The sequence below is a fragment of the Enterobacter sp. DC4 genome (assembly GCF_000568095.1).
Lineage (GTDB): Bacteria > Pseudomonadota > Gammaproteobacteria > Enterobacterales > Enterobacteriaceae > Enterobacter > Enterobacter pseudoroggenkampii.
This window is the reverse complement of record NZ_AZUB01000014.1, coordinates 43,375-64,124: the sequence shown is the minus strand read 5'-3', so window position 1 is coordinate 64,124 and position 20,750 is coordinate 43,375. Positions and strand designations below refer to the sequence as shown.

Annotated in this window: 17 protein-coding genes; all 17 read right to left on the bottom strand. The window is 51.8% G+C overall.

Annotated features, from left to right (window positions below; all coding sequences use genetic code 11):
- Window positions 1-156: 156 nt before the first annotated feature.
- Window positions 157-480: a hypothetical protein gene (locus tag P349_RS01190; protein WP_050597529.1), complete on the bottom strand. Its 324-nt coding sequence runs from the start codon at window positions 478-480 to the stop codon at window positions 157-159.
- Window positions 481-568: 88 nt separating this feature from the next.
- Entirely contained in the window at window positions 569-841 is a 273-nt protein-coding gene (locus P349_RS01195; protein WP_032648780.1) for a hypothetical protein, read from the bottom strand.
- Between the two features lie 203 nt (window positions 842-1,044).
- Complete coding sequence (locus tag P349_RS01200) at window positions 1,045-1,842, bottom strand: DsbA family protein (RefSeq protein WP_050597528.1); 798 nt, start codon at window positions 1,840-1,842, stop codon at window positions 1,045-1,047.
- Window positions 1,829-2,473: a fertility inhibition protein FinO gene (finO, locus tag P349_RS01205; protein ID WP_032648782.1), complete on the bottom strand. Its 645-nt coding sequence runs from the start codon at window positions 2,471-2,473 to the stop codon at window positions 1,829-1,831. Before finO ends, P349_RS01200 begins: the two co-directional genes overlap by 14 nt.
- Before the next feature lie 65 nt (window positions 2,474-2,538).
- The gene (gene traX / locus P349_RS01210; RefSeq protein WP_032648783.1) at window positions 2,539-3,276 is read right to left on the bottom strand and encodes a type-F conjugative transfer system pilin acetylase TraX; all 738 of its coding nucleotides are present in this window, start codon (window positions 3,274-3,276) and stop codon (window positions 2,539-2,541) included.
- Between the two features lies 1 nt (window position 3,277).
- A complete protein-coding gene (traI, locus tag P349_RS01215) occupies window positions 3,278-8,515 on the bottom strand; it encodes a conjugative transfer relaxase/helicase TraI (protein WP_032648785.1) in 5,238 nt (1,745 codons plus the stop codon).
- On the bottom strand, window positions 8,515-10,773 hold the full coding sequence (gene traD / locus P349_RS01220; RefSeq protein WP_032648786.1) for a type IV conjugative transfer system coupling protein TraD: 2,259 nt from the start codon (window positions 10,771-10,773) through the stop codon (window positions 8,515-8,517). The genes traI and traD overlap by 1 nt, the downstream gene beginning before the upstream one ends.
- Window positions 10,774-10,891: 118 nt before the next feature.
- Complete coding sequence (locus tag P349_RS26495) at window positions 10,892-11,632, bottom strand: hypothetical protein (protein WP_071995339.1); 741 nt, start codon at window positions 11,630-11,632, stop codon at window positions 10,892-10,894.
- A 38-nt stretch (window positions 11,633-11,670) separates the two neighbouring features.
- Window positions 11,671-12,144 carry a surface exclusion protein gene (locus P349_RS25835; protein WP_071995338.1) on the bottom strand — a complete coding sequence of 158 codons (474 nt, stop codon included), beginning with the start codon at window positions 12,142-12,144 and terminating at the stop codon, window positions 11,671-11,673.
- Between the two features lie 21 nt (window positions 12,145-12,165).
- Window positions 12,166-14,988: a conjugal transfer mating-pair stabilization protein TraG gene (gene traG, locus P349_RS01225; protein ID WP_032648788.1), complete on the bottom strand. Its 2,823-nt coding sequence runs from the start codon at window positions 14,986-14,988 to the stop codon at window positions 12,166-12,168.
- Window positions 14,988-16,358, bottom strand: coding sequence for a conjugal transfer pilus assembly protein TraH (gene traH / locus P349_RS01230; protein WP_032648790.1), 1,371 nt, complete (start codon window positions 16,356-16,358; stop codon window positions 14,988-14,990). Before traH ends, traG begins: the two co-directional genes overlap by 1 nt.
- Window positions 16,345-16,665, bottom strand: coding sequence for a hypothetical protein (locus tag P349_RS01235; protein WP_032648793.1), 321 nt, complete (start codon window positions 16,663-16,665; stop codon window positions 16,345-16,347). Before P349_RS01235 ends, traH begins: the two co-directional genes overlap by 14 nt.
- Complete coding sequence (gene trbB, locus P349_RS01240) at window positions 16,665-17,204, bottom strand: type-F conjugative transfer system pilin assembly thiol-disulfide isomerase TrbB (RefSeq protein ID WP_032648795.1); 540 nt, start codon at window positions 17,202-17,204, stop codon at window positions 16,665-16,667. Before trbB ends, P349_RS01235 begins: the two co-directional genes overlap by 1 nt.
- Window positions 17,194-17,460 (bottom strand): type-F conjugative transfer system pilin chaperone TraQ, encoded by a 267-nt coding sequence (gene traQ / locus P349_RS0124715; RefSeq protein ID WP_050597527.1) that lies wholly within the window; start codon window positions 17,458-17,460, stop codon window positions 17,194-17,196. The genes trbB and traQ overlap by 11 nt, the downstream gene beginning before the upstream one ends.
- 17 nt (window positions 17,461-17,477) lie before the next feature.
- Complete coding sequence (gene traF / locus P349_RS01245) at window positions 17,478-18,242, bottom strand: type-F conjugative transfer system pilin assembly protein TraF (protein ID WP_032648797.1); 765 nt, start codon at window positions 18,240-18,242, stop codon at window positions 17,478-17,480.
- 8 nt (window positions 18,243-18,250) lie between these two features.
- Window positions 18,251-20,125 (bottom strand): type-F conjugative transfer system mating-pair stabilization protein TraN, encoded by a 1,875-nt coding sequence (gene traN / locus P349_RS01250; RefSeq protein WP_032648799.1) that lies wholly within the window; start codon window positions 20,123-20,125, stop codon window positions 18,251-18,253.
- On the bottom strand, window positions 20,122-20,748 hold the full coding sequence (gene trbC / locus P349_RS01255) for a type-F conjugative transfer system pilin assembly protein TrbC (protein WP_032648801.1): 627 nt from the start codon (window positions 20,746-20,748) through the stop codon (window positions 20,122-20,124). The genes traN and trbC overlap by 4 nt, the downstream gene beginning before the upstream one ends.
- Window positions 20,749-20,750 lie beyond the last annotated feature (2 nt).

Sequence of the window (20,750 nt, the reverse complement as noted above, 5' to 3'; positions counted from 1 at the left end):
TAGCAACCTTCTGGGATAGTCACTTGACGTAACTTCGTCATGAATGAAAAACGTTGCACCCTGCCCTGACAAATATGATTAAAATAGATTACCCTCGAATTGCTCCGGGTTAATTAACCCACCATTTATTACGTTTTGGAAAAACAACACTGGCATTCATTCCCCCGCGTCTTTGTCAGTTTGTGTGGGGTCGGACGTCTTCAGGTCATCTCCCGGAAGATGTTTATCCTGGCCCAGCCGAAATCGGTCAGAGAACAGCCAGCCACTCAGGGTGAGTGTATTATCAGGCTCATCCGGAGCACAAACAGTAATGCATTCCTCCGTCACCTCAGTGATATCAAAGTTCGCACCGCAGAGATGCCGGATAATATCATCCCGAGAATGTACACGACCGTCCCCAACCAGTTGCTTCACCGTCCCTTTAATTATCTCCCTTGCCTCGTCATTTACACCGGAGCAGCATTTAATTTCATCTGACATAACATTTCCTTATCTGGTATGAATTTTATTTGTGCTAAACAGACATATCCACCTCACTGGCGGTAAAGTCATAACGAACAATAAAAAATCAGGCATCACGAACAGGCTTTGTTTTGCGCAGTCGGACATTGCCTGCATCATGCCTGATAACATCTATTTCATTTAATACACGACGTAATTCGTTACGCATGAATTCCATTTCATCCCATGAACCAGAATGCCTTATGTATTTAATCATGTGGTGAAAAACTGTCGGCAGGAAAGAGGGTTCATAGTCAACCCTGAGTCTCCAGTACAGTTTAATGACAGTAAACATCAACAAAACATTCAATATCACTGAAGCAATGACAAAAATATACATATTTGAAGTTCCACTTTGTTAAATATAGAACAGGACATTTACCAAACGATGAAGGGACATTACCTCGTAAAATGCTGTTCGGATGTGTTAACCAGAAACGCCAGAGACGGGGAAAACTTGCTTTTACCCTTCTCCGGGGTTGGACAACTGAGCGCAGCGAAGGCGTCAGTATCTTTTAGCGGTATCAGGTGGCGAACAACTGATTATTTTTTGGAATCGCCGGCAGCATGATTAATGGCCTGCTGCAGGGCCTCCGCGCTGGTGTATCCGGGGATAACCGTCACGTTATCAGCACGGGCACCGGCTGACGGGAGAACCACCAGGGCTGGCGTACCGCTGAAGCCCAGCTGCTGAGCCAGGGCATTAATACCTTCCAGCGTTTCCTGAACATCAGGTGCTGTCTTCGCATCAAATTTCACGGCATTTGCCGCCGTGCTGATATCAGCGTCGGTCAGCTTGCCCTCGTTGTGCCCGGTGGCGTAAATCGCGTTGTGATAGTTAAGATAGGCATCGGCCCCCTTCTGCTTCCAGACCTGCAGCCCGGTTTTCGCCGCACTCAGCGACGCTGGCCAGCGCTCGCCAAATATCGGGAACTCCTTAAAGACAAAGCGCACCTTCGGGTTTGCCTTGATGACTTTCTCCAGCTCAGGCGCGAGGCGGGCACAGTAGATGCACTGGTAATCGAAGAATTCGACAACCGTGACTCTTGCATCAGCCGGACCATAAGACGGCGTGCCTTTATCGTTCAGCAGCGCGCCCTGATTCTGAATCACGGCAGCCGTCATTGCCTGCTTCTGCTTCTCCTGTTGTTGGGCCTGCAGCTTCTGGCTGACCTCAACCAGCACCTCCGGATGAGCCAGCAGGTAGTCTTTCGCGATTTCACCAATGCGGGCTTCCTGTTCCGGGGTAAAGGCTGAAGCTGGTTGCGATGCGGCACTGACCAGTCCGGACACAACCAGCCCTGACGCCAGCATTATTTTCAGCATGTTATTCAGTTTCATTTTGGCTTTGATCTCCAGTGTATTTATCGTTATTCCATTCAAGTGCCTGTTTACGCGCGCGTCTGGCATGCTCCTGCGCTTTACGCGTTTGGGCGAAAGCGGCTTCATCGGGGGTTATCACGGCCACAGGCTGACCATCAACGTTTTTGCGCCATGCCCCCACCGTCATGGCATCGAGATATTCATCCGATCGGGTAATGGCAGCAAGGCACTGCTTCAGCTTTTTCGTGGAAAGTCCCAGCTCCCGCTGCCGGATATCCTCAAGCAAAGTCTGACGAATATTCACGGCCAGCAGCTGCGGTTTACCCTCATCAACCAGGCCCGGCCAGTGTGCCTGAAGGAGCGATATCGCCTCCTTCAGCGGCATCGCTTTCCGGTATACCGGTCGCGGGATAACCTGGCTTTTTTCTGCCTGTGATTCTGCCCGCTGCGGCTCCTGTTTCGCCTTTCTGACAGCCTGAGCCTTTTCTTCCAGCGCCTGCTTTTTCACTTTCCAGGCAGGTGGTGAACTGACCACAATGTTTTTTTTACGCGTTGCTTTTAATGCAGGCTTTGTACCTGTGTCTGACGCAGGACTGGCTGGTTCAGCTGTACGCCGCAGCGTCAGCGTCGGCCGCTTCTGCTCTTTCATCTTTCCTCCCGAGAGTGGTATATCTTTTATGGCGCATACTGTACCTCATCTGTGTACGCTTGCCGTTACATCGCGATTAACCCCAGGACGGCAAGATGTACGGTATAGAACAACGGGAAAAATTCCCGTGGCCAGAAACGTGGAACCATCCGGCAGCTGCGGCTCAGTATCGTCAGTGTCACACCGGGGATAACCAGGCCCGCAACCGCAAAGAGCGGGCTGTACCCGGTATTCAGACTCAACAGAACAATGACCATGCAACAGGCCAGCCCGGTACGGGTAGTGCGTCGGGCCGTCATAAATACCCCGCAGGCCAACAGCAACAGCAGCACACCAGGCAGACCAAAGCTACCGCCTGAGAAGGGCAACCAGACAAGAACCAGCATCAGGGGGAGTGGCCATACTTTTGGACCATACTGCTGCATCAGCCAGAGAGCCTGTCCACAGACGGCAAAAACAAACAGGATGTTGCCTTCATCCGGACGCAAGCCAGCCAGTATCCAGCCCACCTGAGCCACAACAGCCCATACCCAGAGGCGGTTAATCGAACGCTGACGGATATGCGAATGTCTGGCCATATTCATCGCCCAGACCAGGGCAAACAGAGGAAAAGCACCTCTTCCGGCCATCCGCAGCCATTCATTATCAAGACCAAACAGCAGACTGATGTGATCGAGCACCATTAACACCATTGCCACGGTTTTGATGAGATCCATCTGCCCGGGGGTCCAGATGACCAGTCGTTGCAGCCAGCAGTCGGCCACGACCACGAGGGGAAAAAAGATATTCTGCTCTGTACGCATGTCAGTCTCCCCCCAGCGTTTTCTCACGCTCAAGGTCGCGCACCACCTCTCGCTCCATCTGCTGCAGACGGTCACGCTGCACGTTCTCTTGTACCACCTGTGACACCGCATCATCCCGACGTCGTTCCTCCGGCCTGTCAGGCAGCGTGACAGTCGTGGGAGACACCTCTTTGGCCCGGTCCATGTCACGCATAACATCCTGTACCACCTCTGCAGCATCAACAGGCTTATCGCCACCCCGGGCCATTTCCCGAATCACCTCTTCAGCCCGCTTTTCAAGCTCGTGTTGTAGCTGTGCTTCCTGTGCCTGCTGCGCCAGCACTTCAGGAGGAACAGGCTCCCCATGCTGCGTACCGGTGCTTTCCGGAATGCTGTCCCCCCATACGCGGCCACCGGTTATCGCGCCGGGATTCCACGGACGATCCTCGCCCTCAAGGCGTACCACCACGCCACTTTGCGGGTTCTCCCGCGCCAGCCTGACCGCCTCGTTCATATCCCGCGCAAGCAGGGATTCGCCGTTCTGGCTCAGCTGCAGTCCGGCAAATTTTGCCTCCTCGCTCCCCAGAATCCGGCCCTCATGACTCAACCCCCGAAGTTGCCCGTCTGTCGGAAGCAGAGAGCTCAGCCACACGCCAGCTGGCTTCCCGTTACCGTCAAATGCCGGCAGTGCCACATGAGGCTGCGGATACTTACGTCCGGGTGAAATAAAGCGGGCCATCGTGCTGTCCTGGCTTAGCCCGGCCTGACGCAGTACGGCACGACCTGCCGCCACATCTCCCAGCGGTTTCGCCGTTCCCATCAGCCGCGCGGCATTGCTGACAGCACGATCATTACGTGGATTAAGAATATCGTGCGCCGTACTTCTGGCCTGTGACTTCTCCATCGCCGCGATCCAGTTTTCACGGTTATCGGTATACACCTGAGCATGTTGTTTCATTCGACTCAGCGCCACATAAGCGGATTCGAAGCTCACCATCTGTTTCCGCGCCCCCTCCGTTCCCTGCAAAGAGATGGAGAACGGTTCACTGGCACCCTGAGAACCGTTAACGGTGACAGCATAAGCCAGATCGATATGCTGCTCCGCGCGCTCTGCTGAAGGTGTCAGGGTCCGGGTTTGTTTCCCGTCGCTTAGCGTGACGCTGTCACCTTTAATATCGCTCACTGACCAGACGCTGTTGGCCACAAAGCCCCGTTCGTTATCGCTTTTTGAAAAACGCATCCGATCACCGGCAGACACGGTGATGGAATTCTGACGGTACAGGGTGACGCCCTCAGTGACGGCCTGCGAAGGTGACAGCTGGCGAATACCGCCTTCAGCATCTTTCAGGGTGACCAGATGGGCCTGGGTGTCCAGGTCGTTTATCCGGTAGTACGTGTTGTCCAGCAGGACCAGGCTGTCACGCGCCTCCTGCCATGTTGCCATCCGCCTGAGTTCACCGTCACGAATATTGGCGGGTGTGAGTACCGGTAGCGTGACCTCCTTTTCTCCCAGTTCACCGGCTTCTTTACGGGCATCATGGATCATCGAATTCACTTCGCGCCTGTCCGCATTCAGGGCCGTGATAACGATGGTCTGAGCCTGCGCCTCCGGGGTACGTCCCGTATAGTCGCGCACAATGGCTTCCAGCAGCGTTGCCGGCTGTTCTCCGGGATTGAGATCCCCCGCTTCCAGTGCCTTTCCGATAGCCTGCTCCCGTTCACGACTGAACTCCACGACAGAGCTTTCTGGCTGCCAGGCATCCGGTTTACGCGGTACCTGCTGTGGCGCCACGCTCTCAATGGTCGTCAGGGCGCTACTGATGTCACGGTCAATCAGGCTGTACACGGCGGGTTTAAGTTCCGGCGTCTGGCGGACAATCTCCTGCATCACAGCCACGTCAATGGCGCTGCGTTTTTGCAGCAGGCGGAAAGGTTGCCCTGGGGCAATGGACTGCAGCTGGTCAGTATCTCCACTGGAGACCGCACGTCCCCCTCCACCGGCAATGAGACTGTAGGCGCGAGCCATGTCAGCGTTACCCACCATCGAGCTCTCATCCACCAGGAACAACACGTTACTGAAATCGGGCTTTTCGCCACCACGCAGCTGCTGCTGTGTATCGTGAATAAAGGCGGCCAGCGTCTGGCTTTCCGGTACGCCGGCGTCACGCATCTCACTCACCGCACGGTGAGTGGGAGCCACGCCAATGACCCGCGGCTGCTGCTCAGCGGGAAGCGTGTTAATAGCTGACATCACCGCCCGGAACTGGGTGGTTTTACCCACCCCGGCATAGCCCTGCACCAGGGTGAAACGATCGGAGGACTCCAGAATCATCCGCGTGGCATTGCGTTGCCCGGACGTAAGCCCCTCCATCTGCGCCCCTGGCACACTGTGCATCAACGGCGCAACGGCATCCTTACCTTCCAGCACATGGCGGATAATGCTTTTCTCTGCGTTGTAAGACTGACGGGATACCAGCAGCTGCAGCCCATTTCCCTGTGATACCGGTACCGACATAAGCTCACCGCTGCGCGTCTGCCTGTCGGCCTCATGCTCAATGGCCTGCAGGCTCAGTTCCCCCTGAGCAAACTCGTTTGCCGCAGCCATCAGCTGTGGTTTTGTGAACGCCAGCCCGTTCCCCTCCAGTACCGGAATGGCCAGATGAATGGCCTGCTGCTCTGGCGTATGTAACGATGACTTCTGGTGCGCCATGGCATCATCAAGATTGTCGCGCCCGGCAGCATCCTTAATCTGTTCAGAAACGACGCTCCAGGCAGACTGTCGGGACAGTTTTTCTGTTGTTTTCTGCTCCGTCTGCGCGGAGTAAAGGCGCACATGAGGACCACTGAGCGCCAGTTTATTGAGGGTCGTATTATCCAGTTCACGCTGAGCCAGTGAGGCAAACACGGTTGCATTATCGCTCACGGTACGCCCCGGAGATTCCACCCATCCCTGACCGACTTTCGGGGCGGTGAAGGGATTGTCTCCAGGAGAAAGCACAACATCCGCTTTACGCCCCGACATGCTGACGACGAGCCCCTCCTCACCGAGCGCTTTTACGGTTACCGTGTCGCCCCCCTTCAGTCGGGTTCCCTGACTCTGGCCCAGCACCGCAAGGCGATCCCCTTCGGCCACCTGCAGCGTACCGGTGCGGTACAGCGACCAGCTGCTGTTGAGTTCTGACAGGCGGGTCACCTGCGTATCACCCTGCGCGTTGCGCAGCGTCAGACTGTTGTTGCGGGGTGTCACGCGGTCAATGACAAAGCGCTCCCGGCTGCGTTCCTCCGCATTCCAGCGCTCCATGACCATCCCCTCACGGTAATGATCCCGTACCTGCTGATGGCGACTGTCCAGCCAGACCGGTTCCAGTGTGGTGATGCTCATTTCCCTGTCGCCCAGCACCTTTTCCGCCTTCAGCGCCTCACGAACAGCAGTGACCAGCGCCGCCTGTTCACGCGGACCGGAAACCTGTGCCACACTGTTTTCCCCCGCCCGAATACTCTGCGCAAAGTCAGTCGCCAGGCGGTCATAACGCTGGCGCCTGTCGGGTTCACTGATAACCGTAACCTGCGTCTTTTCGCCGCCCTGCCATGTAAGCTGGTTCACACCCGCCTCTTTCATCACGGTCAGCGCGCTGCCGGTGCCGGTACGCTGTCCGCTGTCGGCAATCAGCAACTGAATGTTGTGACGCAGTGCGCCATCGAGCAGCGTCAGGGTCTCTTTCAGGGTAAGCTTTTCGCCCTGATCCACAATCAGCGTGCTGCCGGGCAAAAAGGTCATCCCTTCCGCCAGCCCCCGTTTATCAGTGATATGTTCTCCGCTCAGTCGTTCATCCTGCGAAAGCGCGTTGAGCGAACGCCTGTCAGCAGCAATAATCTGCACATCACGCCCGTGCTCACGTGCCATCATCGTAAGTTCCGCCACCCTGTCACGCTGCCCCGTTGCGCCCCCCTGACCGGAAATGATGGCAACAGGGGGCCTGTCCTGAGCCAGCACAGTCACAGCATCACTGTATGACTTACTGCGGGGGACACTTTTATCGGCAAAAACGTCCACCCGCCCCTCCCGCTGTAAGTCGCGGGTCATGGAAGAAACGGACAGCTCGTCAAGCACATGAATGTTAGAGGTAAACAGGCCTTTCTCTTTATCAAGCGGGATTAAGTGCTCATTTTTTATCGCCGCATCAATGCCGGCACGCGCCTGCTCCACCACTCCAGGCTGGGCTGGCAACTGGCTGATGGTGGTGGCCAGCAGTTCGGAGTAAGTAAAGCGTGCACGTCTGTCACTCAGCATCCCGATGGCCTGCCCGACCGTGCTGCCAATGTCGATGGTTTCCGGAGTCGCGACGGGGATATTCCCCTGCAGAACCCGCTGGTCAGCCGCTTCACGGTAGGCCCGGATATCAAATCCCGTTTCTTTCAGGGTCTGCATCCATTCCGTCATGCGCTGCTCCGGGTCGACCTTCTCCTTTGACCGCCGGGTATCGAGGGCGGCCACATCGCGGGACTTCAGGGACGCGTCATCGCCGACCGTCTCCTGGATAGTTTTGCTGCGGCTGGAAAAAGGCTCCGTGGGAACCCCCTTCAGTTCCCACATGCCGTGTTTGCCCACCACTTCGGTCTCATAGCCCAGGGACGTCACATCTTTTTGCAGGGCCGCGCGGTAAATTTTGCCAAAGGCGACCTGGTTGGCGTAGATATTCTCAATAAATCCGGTCTTGCCCACTTTGTCGCTGCTGAGTGTCCGCCAGTCGTCACCGTGTTTCGTCACGTTGGCCACTACAGTATGAGTATGAACCTGCGGCTCCTGGTCCCGGCTGGTATCGTGATTAAATAATGCCATCACCAGATTACCGGTGAGCGCCGTCTCGCTTTTTCCCTCCGTCATTATCCGTGTGGAGGCCATCGCTTCCACCTGCTTAATGGCGGTATCCACTGCACGGTTATGTGCATCAATGAGTCGGGTGTCACCACCCAGCATGGCCATCACAGAAATACTTTTGGGGGCAGAGAATGTCAGGTCATAGCCAGGACGGTGTTTATTGGCTCCGTCCTGGGTACGGCTGAGGTCGCTGCCGTCCGGCAGACGACCTTCAAGTACCTTTGTAAAAACCTTCTGATCAACACCACCGCTAAGGCCCAGCTCTTCCGCACCTTTCCCGGCCCAGCGGTCACCCATACTGCCAATGACGTAGTAATTATCCTTGTCGGTATAGTAGTTACCGGCACTGCCGGCAGATTTAACCGTTGCGATACTCATCATCAGATGTTGTCTCCGGGTTCAAGATCCTTTTCCGGTTCACGATGGACATTAATATTGACTTCTTCGCGACGCTGCATCGCCTTAGGTGACAGATTTTCCTGCTCCGCCTGCCATGCTTCCCAGGCTGCCATGTCCACCACTTCGCCACTCTCATCGATACCAGGCGGCAGTTGTTCAGCCTCTTCCACCTTTGTCTTCAGTTCCTGTTCTGTGCCGCCGGTTCCTGCTGCGGTTGCTGAGGTAGATGCGGATGCCGGGGCAGAGACAGCTTTTTTGACGGAGGGAGTAGGCTGCTGTGGCTGCTGCTGCTGTGGCTGCTGTGGCTGCTGTGGCTGCTGTGGCTGCTGTGGCTGCTGTGGCTGCTGTGGCTGCTGTGGCTGCTGTGGCTGCTGTGGCTGTTCAGCCTCAGGCTCAACGTCTGCTGGCACAATCACCTCTGCATCAGGCTCAAACAACATAGCAATGTTGCGGGATTCATTCTCGCGGGCAGCCAGCGAAGCATTCAGACGTTCTTCGGCTTTCCCGTCCATCGTGCGCTGGATGAATTCCAGAGCGACCTTCGGACGTGGCTGATATTTCAGCGCCATCTTCACTGCAGGGTATGGCCCAGGAAGCGTGACGTAGCAGGATAGATCCGGCAGCGTCTGGATGTCAGAGTAACTCACCAGCGTAACGCGCTCCATGTCTTTCCCGACCGACGTACCGTCACGGACTGGGTCCACACCGTAGGAATATTGCTCTGAAGCCTTAAGGATTTCTTTCTCACCGATTTCACCAGCGGCAAACTCGGCGATGTTGCGCGACGGCGAGCGGAAAAAAGCACGGGTGTTCAGCACGTCGAACAGCGTTTCCGCAGGCTTCTGCCCGTAGATATCTTCCAGCTGGGCGTAAGACTGGATGCCAATGACATAGCAGCCGCCGAACTTACGCGCTTCCGGCAGGATCTCAACCAGGTCAGGCAGCTTGTGCAGGGTCGGTAGCTCATCGGCGAAGATCCACACACGCCGGTTACGGTTCTCACCCATCGCCAGCAGGCCACGAATGGCGATGGACAGCCACATGGAGATAACCGGCTTCAGGGACGCATGGGTATCAGCATTAGAAGAGATAAACAGCCAGCCATTCTTCCCGTCCTCACGCACACCACGCATCCAGTCACGGATAGTGAATGATTCGCCGTTGTTCTCGATGCCCTGCAGGTAGCGGATGGCTTTAACATAGTTGGTCAGCACGGCCCGGATGGAGATAGCCGTTTTTTCGATCTTCTCTTCCACCAGGTTCGCCGCCGGTGAGTTTTTCAGGTACGAACGCAGCTTCTCAATTTTAATGGAGAGCAACGTGTCGACCAGTTTGCTGTAACTGCGGTCCTTGTCGTTGCGCATCAGATATGCCGCTTCGGCAAAGATGGTGCGACCGGAGCCCTGCCAGAATGGATCTTCTTTCGTTCCCATCGGGATAAGCGTATTGGAAACGTTATCGAAATCAGGCTGTGTGAGGCACTCACGCCATAAATCCCAGGCGGCACAGCGTGCATCCAGTGGGTTAAGAATTTTATCGACTGACGGATCGTAGTAACTTTTGACAAACTCACAGGAACGGTCATACACGATGACCATGTCGCCTCGCTGACGGGCATAGTTCATCAGGCGACGGATAACCTCGGACTTCCCGGCACCAACTGTGCCATGCAGGCAGAAGTTCTGGATTTCCGAGTCCTTAATAAGCGGCAGTTCACCGATTTTGATATCGGACGCCAGACCGTCACGTTTGAGCATTCTGGCCACTTCCTTCGGGTCATCAGTCAGCTGGCGCCCACCGGTGATTTCATCTTCACTCTGCTGTTTTCCCTGATGCCCAAGAATCCAGGTTGTAACGAAGAAGGCGATGATACACACGACAGCCGCAATCACAGCTGCAAGTATAAATGCCGTCCATACCTGATCTGCACACCAGATGATGTATTTATCCTGTAATACCTGTTGCGCATTATATTTAAGTTCATGACCGTAATAGCGGATGGTATATACGGGTTGAGACTTGAATATGTCCCGCATCGGTGCCAGTGTCCGACACCAGTAGTACACCATGCCATTAACAAACGTCTGCCAGGTCAGTTTAATCGACAGAGTTATAGCAATAATTACGCCGAAGAGAATAACGAGACAGTAAACGATAATATTGGCAATTTGACTGAACATACGGATGCGCATGCTCGCGATCTGACCCCCTTGGGTCATATCCTTAGCATTAAAACTCATATTATCCTCATTGAGGTTTAGAATACTTAGACCAGATATTCAGGATGAATATTCAGAAGAGCAAGCATAAGAAACAGCCCGAACATGCGGGCTTGGTTATTAAAGACGTGTAATTAACTCAATTGCAATGACGCCACCCTTTAGGGCTTGACCAGATTATGTTATTCACATTGGTTATATCGTTAACTACAAACCCATCACCACCGTGCCAAACCAACCGTAACTGTAGTTTATTTTTTTCTTTTTTTTCCACGTATGCTTTGTAGTATGCAACCCCAGGGTATTGATAAGGTTTCGCCTCGTAATCCTCTCTACATATCAAATCACCAACTTTAGTATCAACCTCCATATTTCTTTCTCTCATTACCCGTTCTTTTTCTTCCATGTCGCTACGCTGACGCTCAGCTGACTTTAGTTGTTGATCTCGCTTACTTTCATATCCCCAATGGTGGCTGGATTGAATCCACTTATCTGCAGACTGAGATGGTCCCCTTTCAAGGGTAGTGAATCCATCAACCTTAAAAATAGGGATATTATCTACTGAGCACCAACCATCTAAAAAAACACCTGATTTACTTTGACAATATAGAGACATTGACTCTCGAAATGAGGTTTTAGTGCAATGAAGACCAGCATTGCTGGATGAATAATTTAAACCATAATCATTCACAAATATTTCCCCAGAGCTAAAAAGCAAATCGTCTATTTTCCCTATACATCCTGACCGTTTAACCACATCAGAAGCATAATCTGCAGCACGATGATATTTACTCGGGTCGGTATTTTCTACGTTATGCATGCCGCACCCTGAAAGAACGACTGAAGATGTGACCAGTGCTAATAGCATCCTTTTATCCATAACCCTCACTCCTGTTTACTCAGCAATTAAATAATTATCTAGTTATGCCTTGATGAGCCATAGGGATTACCTGATATATCAACCCCTCCTATCATGGGTAAACCAGTAGCCGGGTTATATCTATCAAACTCAACAGACTTAAATTCCAACTCTACCTCTTCATCATCCTCTGATGAATTTAAGACAATTTGTGACTTAATCCAATCCTTATAACTCTTACACCCACTAACTCTTCGCAATTCATATAAAGACCCAACTACAATTGCCAGCAAGGTAAGTAGTGGCGGGAATAATGTCGCAATAGGTATAATTGCATACCAAACAATTTTATTACACTCATATCCAGAAAGACCATTTCTATCTTGTATTCTGGAGAATAAATATAAAAACAACCCTTGCCATATAAAAACAAAAAAGATAGAAAATAGCATTTCCGGCAACGGCCACCCTGACAGATAACATGCTACGAATTGTATAACCATCACTAAGCACATTTGAAAAACATTCTTCATCGTACTCTCCCATGTGTATCCTTACTGCTTATGTTTATCTTGATACTCTTTCGCCTTCTTCATCAACTCTTCAGGACTATCCGCCCCCGGCACTCGTTCTTGAGATTCTTTTTCCATATTATACGTATTCGCCTGCGAAGATTGCTCTGAATTATGATGTTTTTGCAGATCAGAATACTGTTGATTTATGCCCCCCTCTTCATCTCGTATACCTTCTCGAGTATCAGCTATATTTTCTCTCGATGTTGTGAGCATATTATCAACTTGGCCTTTTACATTATCCTGAATTCCACTATCCTGAGTACGTTGTTCAATAGTAGCCTGATGAGACTGATGATCGGCAATAACATCGCTATTCCCACCCCCCCCAGAAACGGCTCCCATCCCCTGACCTATATTACCTTTAGCTTCTGAGTATGATGCATCAACGCTTGGTTGTACCTGTTCCTGAACAAATCCCCACGCCAGTTCCCGACGTTTTCCTGCAATTTCTGATGAACTGGTATTAGTTAGCAATGTATCCGCATCTTGAGGCGCATGTTTACGGACATACTGGGCAAATTGCTGGTTTAGATCTTCGCTCATTTGACCACTCATACTTTCTGTGCGGGACGCCATTTCAGCATACTCATGGCTACGTGCCTGACTTGTGGTGTACTGGTCATAGCTCTGCTTTGCTGAATTCAACGATGCCGAAAGTTGATCTGCTCGGGAAGCGGCATTATTGTCCGTATGACTCCCAGATTCACTAACCTTACGACTAGTGAAGTAATCACTGGCCTCCTTAAAGTCCCGGGTTGCTTTTGCATCCATATCATGGCGGGCATCGTGGCTACCTCGAGTACTACTGGTTGCCTGGTGAGTATCATCATCACTCCAGTCGACTCCTGCTTTTCCCCCAGCCTGAAAACCTACACCACCACCGTTACCAAGAAGTTTAAATCCAGCACTTCCTTTGGCGTGAACATCACCATAAAGCCCAGCGGATGCTCGAGAACTCCGCGCTGACAGCTCTTGTGTGGCCTGTTCATTACTAATGTTATGCCCCTTCGCATAGCTTTCTACTGCGCTGCGCATTCTGCTGGCCATCATAGAATCCTGGGCACTCATAGTGCTGTCTGCACCACTAGTCATTGAATCACTGCTACCACGGTTTGATCCAAACTGACTGAGCGTATTCCATGCGCTACTTAAACTACTGTTATATCCATGCAATGCACTCTCGGACTGGGTCTGTGCCTCGCGGGCCATTGCCTGCTGTGCGGTTGCAATCTGACGAGTCATGTTGATACTCATAGGAATGCGTGACGTAGCACCGCTGGAGTCCGTAACCACGCTACCATCACGCATCTGCGTCGAACTGGCTCCGTTCGCTAACTGCTGACTCATCTGTCCAAATACTGTTGAGCTATTGGTATTCCAGTTAAAACCACTAACATTTTCTGTCTGCATGTTGGCATAAGAATAGTTGCCATCGACAGCACCAGAGGCGGCCGTTGCTGCCGGGCTGATGGCCGAAGACGCCAGGTGACTATAAAGGTTGGAAAAACCAGCCCCAAGGCCTTTAAGCATCCCCCAAGCCAGCGGAGGAATAAGCATCGACAAATAACCCGCCGTAGTAGCCAGGTCAGAGTATTTAACCTGTACCTGCGATAACTCTGACAGCACTACCGGTGTTCCATTAGCTTTAGCATAAAAGGTCATACAACTATTCAGAATGGCGTAGAGCAGCGGCCAGGTCTGCACCCACATAATGGCCAGAACATACCCTTTGAGCACATTCAGCGTAACGGCGTTAAACATTCCCCCCAGAACCATCAGAGGGAATAATCCAATCGTCAGTCCAACAATCAACGTCTGAGACATCGGTAGTGAACGTAATGCCACCTGCCCGACTGTTGCATGTGCAAGACGTTGTTTTTCCATCGATGAGGTAGTGGCTATATTCAGCAGGCTGGAAGTATCACCGTTACGGGCTGCATAGCTCATAATGCCGTTTCGGAGTGCATTCATAGTAACGTTCTGACGGACGATTTGAGCTGCGCTTTGCCCGGCGCCATAAAAGTAGTTGTAGCTGTCACCAACCATCTGACTGAATAAAATGTCTGGGTTTGGACGCCCTCCAAATACCTGGCGTACATAATAACTCCAGGTTTTTCCTCCTGTCTGAGTATCGAGCGCCAGTTTAGGTTTTATTACCGCAGCAGCCTCTTCGCAGGTCAAAAATTGATTGTTATCGTTAAACAATCCTCTTAAAGGACTTGGTTTAGAAAATATCAGCGTATACGGATCAGTGCTATTCATCAGCTCTTCCATGCTGTATTTCCCGTTAAGAAAAATATCGCCCATCACACAGTTCTGAACATAGTCAGTAAACATGGTGGTAATTTCCGGGTTCTGTGACAAAAAGTCTGTGCTGCGCGAGACCAGGTTGGCGCCAAATATCATACCGGTCTTACTATAGGTCACACTGTCTGGCAAAGAGAACACCATTTCATAGCCCTGTACCAGGGCATAACCTATTTTAGTAGTTAACGACGCGGGTAAGGCCAGTCCCACAGGGACATTATCAACCTGGTAGACCTTAGTCAGGTCGCTGTTATCGATAATTTGCACCGGTGTGCGAATACCAACCAGCAAGGAAATTAGTACAATAACGCCTACCCATCCCAGCAAATCCATAACGTTATGCCGACGTATCCAGGTAATTGCTACGGCCAGAACAGAAAACGCTGTGACAATGCGTTTAATAATAGTCCAGTTATCTGAGCTCATGAATGTTACGATGGCATTCATAGATTCTCTCAGCCAGTCACCACCTGCAATGACATAAATTTCCTGCATCAGCGAGCCCCCCCAAAATGGTAGTTATTTTGATAACGTTGCAGCATGCGGGCTGAGACTTGCTGACGCATATAGCTCATCTGGCGATCAACAACCAGCAACGCATCTTGCTGGACCTGAACCTGCGCCTGAAAAGAAGCGATCTGTCGAGTAGCTTCATTAAGATTGTTATTGATACTATCGATCACAGCCTGGTCGTAATTCCCTGTGGCGACCATCGCTCTGGCCTGCTGAACCAGTTCCTGAATATACTGCAGCAGGATGTCGTAGCCGATATAGTCCGTTAGTTGGTAAACCAGGCTATTAGAAACACCCAACATCTGTGGGTCCATCAGATATTTAAATACAGGTATTGTCGTGCTGGTAATAAAGCCCTTTTCTTTTTCTGTCAGTTTCTGATCTGTAACCGCTTTATTCTGAATACTGGAGAGAATGTCTTTGATCTGATTTTTTAGGGCATTGTTCGCACTAATAGTAACCGTTGCGTCTGCAACCACCTTCAGACATTTATCGCTGTCATTACAGTGATATACCTTTGCAGTTCCACCCTCCATCATGGCCCGGATCAGATCACGATCAGTGGTCCTCGCAGGGAGTGGTGTTATATTGCCTTTCTCATCAAAGACCATCGTCCCGGTCAGAGTCATGATGAACTCCTTGAGCTCTTTATTACCATCAAACATCCGGTTCTTACCCAGCGCATTCCAGATGATGTTGATATTTTTAGTGATACGTTCTTTATCCTTGTCACTGGCTTTATCACGCACGCTGTCCATGCTGCCCCCGACCGTGCAACCCTGTCGGGAAGCAGCCCAGTCCGCAAAAAGATTGCTTTCACCGGCGATATCCTGACAAACCTTTTGCTGCGAAACCTGAGTGCGCGGAAATAGTCCACCTACAATGCCCTGAGCGGCCTGGCAGGAGCTGAGATTTGTGCTGTTTATGTCGCTGGCCATCTTCTGCAGAAAGTCTTTCGCCGTCTTGATCTCCGGTACCGTCGTCTGCAGCGCCAGGTCAAAGAAGTAGCCCGCCGCGTTGGACATGATTTGTTTGGCAAACCGCTGTAGCTGCTCGCTATTGATATAACTGAAAGAACCCAGGTAGGCATCTATGCCCCCGCAGCCGGCGTTAATATCGGGAAGCGTCATTGAAACCAACTGAATAGTTTTCACCTGGGTGCGGGCATAAAGTGAACCACCAGAGGCGTATCCTGCTGCCTGCCCCTGCCAGACCTGTGGCTGACTGGTATTGGAATCAAAACCGAGCTTATTAAAGAAGCTGTTCATATCACTGTTCACATCCGCACAGACCACTCCAGACCAGACAAGCAGAGCGCCGCAAAGCGGGGAGAGAGGTTTACGGTTGAACATCGTGATGACCTCCTGGCCTGCCGCAGTTTCTGGCAGGTTGCCATGTATCAATCACCAGCCCGATACACCCAATGATCCCCACGGCAATAAAGCCCGCAGCCAGACTCCCGAACGACAACGGGATGATGTACATCAGCAGGTTCCAGAGCGTTTTTAGCTGCTGCATCTCCACCGACAGAGAGCCAGTAAATGCGGCAGCGAAAAACGTCATCGTCAACACACGGGACAATATTGCCGCGATAAAAAAGGCCAGACCAGTACCCAGAAACAACCATGTCAGCCGCATATTCCCTGTAGATTTACTCATTATTTTTCTCCCTTGCGCATCTGTAATACGGTATCAACACGGGCCATAAACCCTTGTTCATCGGTCGCCCCCTGCAGCAAGGGCAAGGCTTCCAGCGTGTTAACGTTCACCAGGTATGTTGTAGGAGTAGCCACTGGCAGGTTTGGGAAAAAGGTTCTCATCACATCCGCTGGTGCCGGCAATGCTTCCGGGTAGGCGGCATCCCCCTGCCCGTCAAGGGTATAAGCCATAACGCCAAAACCTACCCGCTCAGACAGCGACTTCAGTACCGGATCGAATTGATGGCAGTATGGGCAGTGGCCCTGCATAAACAGTACAACCTTCCACTCTGCCAGATTGACCTGTTGTCCGTTGCTCAGACGAAACCAGACCGGTTTATGCACAGGTGCCGGAGCTGTGGTTTCAGTCGTACCTCCGGGTTCAGTCACCTGTAGCCCCTGGGGATTCCACAACTGCCGGACCTGATCCATCGTTGATGCCTGAACGGCAATGCTGCTAATGAGCAGGCTAATAATCAGTAAGGAGGGATTAATCTTCATGGTGGCTTACCTCTGCATCCTGGTGGTATTTCTCTTCATCGCGCCTCTCCGCCTCACGGGCTAGCCGGAGCCAGTGATTAACAATCCGGTACCCTCCCCAGAGCGCCATTGATACACCAATGATTTGTGCAAGCAGAATGGCCATTGAAGGGTTAGGTCTGATAAGACGAGAAACAATGTGAAACCAAATCCCAAGGGTCAATACCCATAATCCGGCTGTGTCAAACTCGGGCAGGCGAAAACGATATTTACGCATGCGTCACTCTCCCTGTATTAAAAGTTGGGTGCAAAATCGGTAGAAACATTGAGGAACTGCTTAGCCAGGTCATCGCCGCTGATAAAGCCGTAGGAAACGGGTTTAACGCTCCCGCTTTTCGGATCGGCCAGCATCAGAGCCGGGAAATAGCGAATGCCCAACCGGGCTGCCTGGCCTCCATCAATACGACTGTCAGGCAGCAGCGGATTAATGATGCCGTCGACCGACACGGGGATAACGCTCAGGTGATATGTCTCGCGAAAGTTTTTAATGACCTGTGCCAGCTGACTGTCAATCGGGTCCTGGCCCCGGTAGAAAAACATCACGCCATAGTGCTGTGCGAGTGCTTCAATGGCTTTACGCTGATCGGCAAAGTCCGCCGCCAGCTGATTACGAACGGTTCCGTTGTAGTGGCTGTGCTGCAGGTTGTAATCCAGCTCTGGATGCTCGAGCATCGCTCTTTTGGCACTCATCGAAAACAACCCGGCCTGCTGCGTCCAGTAGTTCTGCAACCGGAAATATCGGGTGAAGTTGTCCACGCCCGGATAAAGGATAGCTTCATACATGGCGCGTTTTGTCGCCTGCTGTAGTGCAGCCAGTTTGTCCATGATGTCCATCTGAGCAGGCGATGATGACGGTGCCGCCTCCATAGTTCGATCATCAGGCAGGCGGTTATGGGTTTCGTTGTACCATTGCCACCCGGCATCTTTGGCCCGCAGCGGCAGGCAGACTGACATCAACAACAACCCCAGGGTGACAATAAACATGAGGCGCTTATCCATTGGCCCTCCTATTTTTTCTGCAGCTGAGACGCAATCTGCTCGCGGATACGTTCAGTCAGCGCATTGTTGTCAGGGATATTTTTGTTGTTTTGCAGATCTTCGTAGAAGTTGCTGAAGTCGAGCTTGTCGAACTGTATTTGCTGCAGCTCAGTCTGAGTGATACCCCGGCAGTCCGGACTACTGGCTCCGCCAAAGCCGATATGAAGCTGCCCGTTACGTCCCTGCTGCTGAACAATCTGAGCTAGTTTCGAGTCAAACTGGCAGTAGCCCCGCTTTTTCTCAAGGCACACACCCAGTACCTTTTTTGAGCAAAATTCACCAACACTGACGGTGAGTTTCTTCTCTTTGGCTTTACCTAACGCTTTCTCTTCAGTACTGCAATTAGCCAGGCCGATATCCTGTCCCCAACCTGAGTCTTTGCAGCAGTTACTGAATCCGGCAGCAAATTTTTTGCAGAATTTCGCACTACCGGTAAATGCCCGAACGTCCACGCCATTAAGCTCTGACACATCTTTCCCGGCCGCTGCCAGTGCGGCCAGCGCGGAAACAACAGGGCCGAAATCGTTGTTTTTCCCTTGCTGAGCAAGCTCACACTCGCCATCAAGGCAAAAAGTGTCACCACCGCAGATCATTACCTGGCCAGAGGTTCGGGTTTCACAGGAGTAAGTGGCATATTCGTGAAGACATCCACTGCCATCTTCAGCGCTGAAGGCACACTGACGAGAAGCAAGCGTACAGGCGGGATTATCCATATACGTCTTACAGGAACCGGCATCCTCTGCCTGCGTCATATAAGTATCTTTATATGCCCAGCACGCCTGAGTGACCGGATAAGACTGGCCATCGACCACGACAGTCTTTGTGCTGCCCGCTTCGATACATTCTGTTTTCTTCAGCGTGCCTTCACTTTTACTGAACGGGCAGCTTTCATTCCAGACAACGTCCGGTACCCATTTTTTATCGGTGACCTGCATGGTCAAAGTGACCGACATCCAGGCCCCAGACCCACTGTTAAGCCAGTCCAGTGTCTTACGGGCGTATTCCCGACAGCGATCCTGTTTTCCACTAAGGCAGTTTTTGTTCAGTATCACCCCCTGCGGTGACGCCCCCCCCTCCGTCAGAGTCGCACCTGCCGCGCCCGGTATTACCCATGATTTATCAGGTTGAACCGATACGGATTCATTAATCCCCCACCAGGTCATCTGGTAGTACATATTTCGATCATTGAAATGAATCGTGGCTGAAGCACTAATAACCGTTCCTGTTGCTGGCGCCCGGAACGAAAAATAAACACTTTTGTCGCCATCATAGCTATAGGTGAACGCACTATTCGGTACGGTATAATTTTTGGTGACCGTTGTGTTTTCGTAATGCCCGGTAATTGAGGCAGTTCGGGTACAGTATTGTTCCACCAACAGATCACGTTCACAGGTGTAATTGGTAAATTCACTGTGCGTAATATTCTGAGCCTCACACTGTGTCTGCCCGGTATTACCAATTATCGTGTCCGCTCTTGACTGAACATCCTGGCTTGACTGGATGAACGGCGCATCCGGGGAGATGGGTTCTTTGGGATTATTAATGAAAGAATCGGTGACTGCCTGAGTGGCTTCATTCGTGGTCCATTGCTGCGTCCCGTCAGCTTTCATAGATCCATCACCGGTAGCGGTAACGCCCCCATAGTATTTTTTCTCCCCAGGGGAGTCGGTATAATTGGGAATATTGTCTGATGGGTTAAAGTTTTTCAGACTGTTTTCGCCCTGTCCTTTTATCTGGTGTGCAAAGTCTGAGCCGGCTTTATATTCAGAATCAGCATCAGCCATCACGTTCAGGCTGGTCAAACAGGCAGAGAAAACCAGCACTATTAATCCTGCTTTACTCATTTTGAGCCTCCCTGATTCAGCAGTTCCCGGGCTTCTTCTTTGCATTCCCCTTTATCCACGACCTTCTCCAGCGCCTGTTTCAGGTGCAGGTTGCCGCGAATGACGTCATGACCCGACTCACAGAAAACCACCAGAGACGGCACGCTGGTGATACTGAACTTACGGTACTGTGTTGGATCTATCTGCACGCCAGAAGTGGCGCCATCCTTTACCAGCGCCTGCACAGCTTCTGCCGTGGTTTTCATATCATTTTTCACCATCCCTCTCAGAGTGGCTGGAATGCTGTATTGGCGCGCTTCTGCCAGCATCCGCTTCAGGCCTGTTGGTGGGACAGAAAATGAAACAAAGTACAACGCACCACGGGCGGGTTGTTCCTGTTGAGACTCCCGCTGACTTTGTTTCAGCTCGCCGATAAAACGTGAATCGTTTTCGGATAGCGGGTTCTGGCGAATCTGCTGTTCCAGCATTTCACGTAAGGGGGCGTTATCCTGCTTTCTCAACGTCTGGCTGAAAGACTCCTGCTGCCGGATAAATTCACGGTTCTCATCGGTTGCAGAAGTCTGCGCGGCACAACAGTGTACTGACAGCAGCAACACTGCAGTCAGCGCGGTCACAGTTTTCATTG

What these genes read in the sequence shown, in the direction of transcription:
- P349_RS01235 (WP_032648793.1), bottom strand. Translation starts at nt 16,665, where the DNA reads ATGAGTAAATCTACAGGGAATATGCGGCTGACATGGTTGTTTCTGGGT.
- P349_RS25835 (WP_071995338.1), bottom strand. Translation starts at nt 12,144, where the DNA reads ATGAAGAATGTTTTTCAAATGTGCTTAGTGATGGTTATACAATTCGTA.
- traN (WP_032648799.1), bottom strand. Translation starts at nt 20,125, where the DNA reads ATGAGTAAAGCAGGATTAATAGTGCTGGTTTTCTCTGCCTGTTTGACC.
- P349_RS01190 (WP_050597529.1), bottom strand. Translation starts at nt 480, where the DNA reads ATGTCAGATGAAATTAAATGCTGCTCCGGTGTAAATGACGAGGCAAGG.
- traH (WP_032648790.1), bottom strand. Translation starts at nt 16,358, where the DNA reads ATGTTCAACCGTAAACCTCTCTCCCCGCTTTGCGGCGCTCTGCTTGTC.
- P349_RS01200 (WP_050597528.1), bottom strand. Translation starts at nt 1,842, where the DNA reads ATGAAACTGAATAACATGCTGAAAATAATGCTGGCGTCAGGGCTGGTT.
- traQ (WP_050597527.1), bottom strand. Translation starts at nt 17,460, where the DNA reads ATGCGTAAATATCGTTTTCGCCTGCCCGAGTTTGACACAGCCGGATTA.
- traI (WP_032648785.1), bottom strand. Translation starts at nt 8,515, where the DNA reads ATGATGAGTATCGCAACGGTTAAATCTGCCGGCAGTGCCGGTAACTAC.
- P349_RS26495 (WP_071995339.1), bottom strand. Translation starts at nt 11,632, where the DNA reads ATGGATAAAAGGATGCTATTAGCACTGGTCACATCTTCAGTCGTTCTT.
- traD (WP_032648786.1), bottom strand. Translation starts at nt 10,773, where the DNA reads ATGAGTTTTAATGCTAAGGATATGACCCAAGGGGGTCAGATCGCGAGC.
- trbC (WP_032648801.1), bottom strand. Translation starts at nt 20,748, where the DNA reads ATGAAAACTGTGACCGCGCTGACTGCAGTGTTGCTGCTGTCAGTACAC.
- P349_RS01195 (WP_032648780.1), bottom strand. Translation starts at nt 841, where the DNA reads ATGTATATTTTTGTCATTGCTTCAGTGATATTGAATGTTTTGTTGATG.
- traX (WP_032648783.1), bottom strand. Translation starts at nt 3,276, where the DNA reads ATGCGTACAGAGCAGAATATCTTTTTTCCCCTCGTGGTCGTGGCCGAC.
- finO (WP_032648782.1), bottom strand. Translation starts at nt 2,473, where the DNA reads ATGAAAGAGCAGAAGCGGCCGACGCTGACGCTGCGGCGTACAGCTGAA.
- traG (WP_032648788.1), bottom strand. Translation starts at nt 14,988, where the DNA reads ATGCAGGAAATTTATGTCATTGCAGGTGGTGACTGGCTGAGAGAATCT.
- traF (WP_032648797.1), bottom strand. Translation starts at nt 18,242, where the DNA reads ATGGATAAGCGCCTCATGTTTATTGTCACCCTGGGGTTGTTGTTGATG.
- trbB (WP_032648795.1), bottom strand. Translation starts at nt 17,204, where the DNA reads ATGAAGATTAATCCCTCCTTACTGATTATTAGCCTGCTCATTAGCAGC.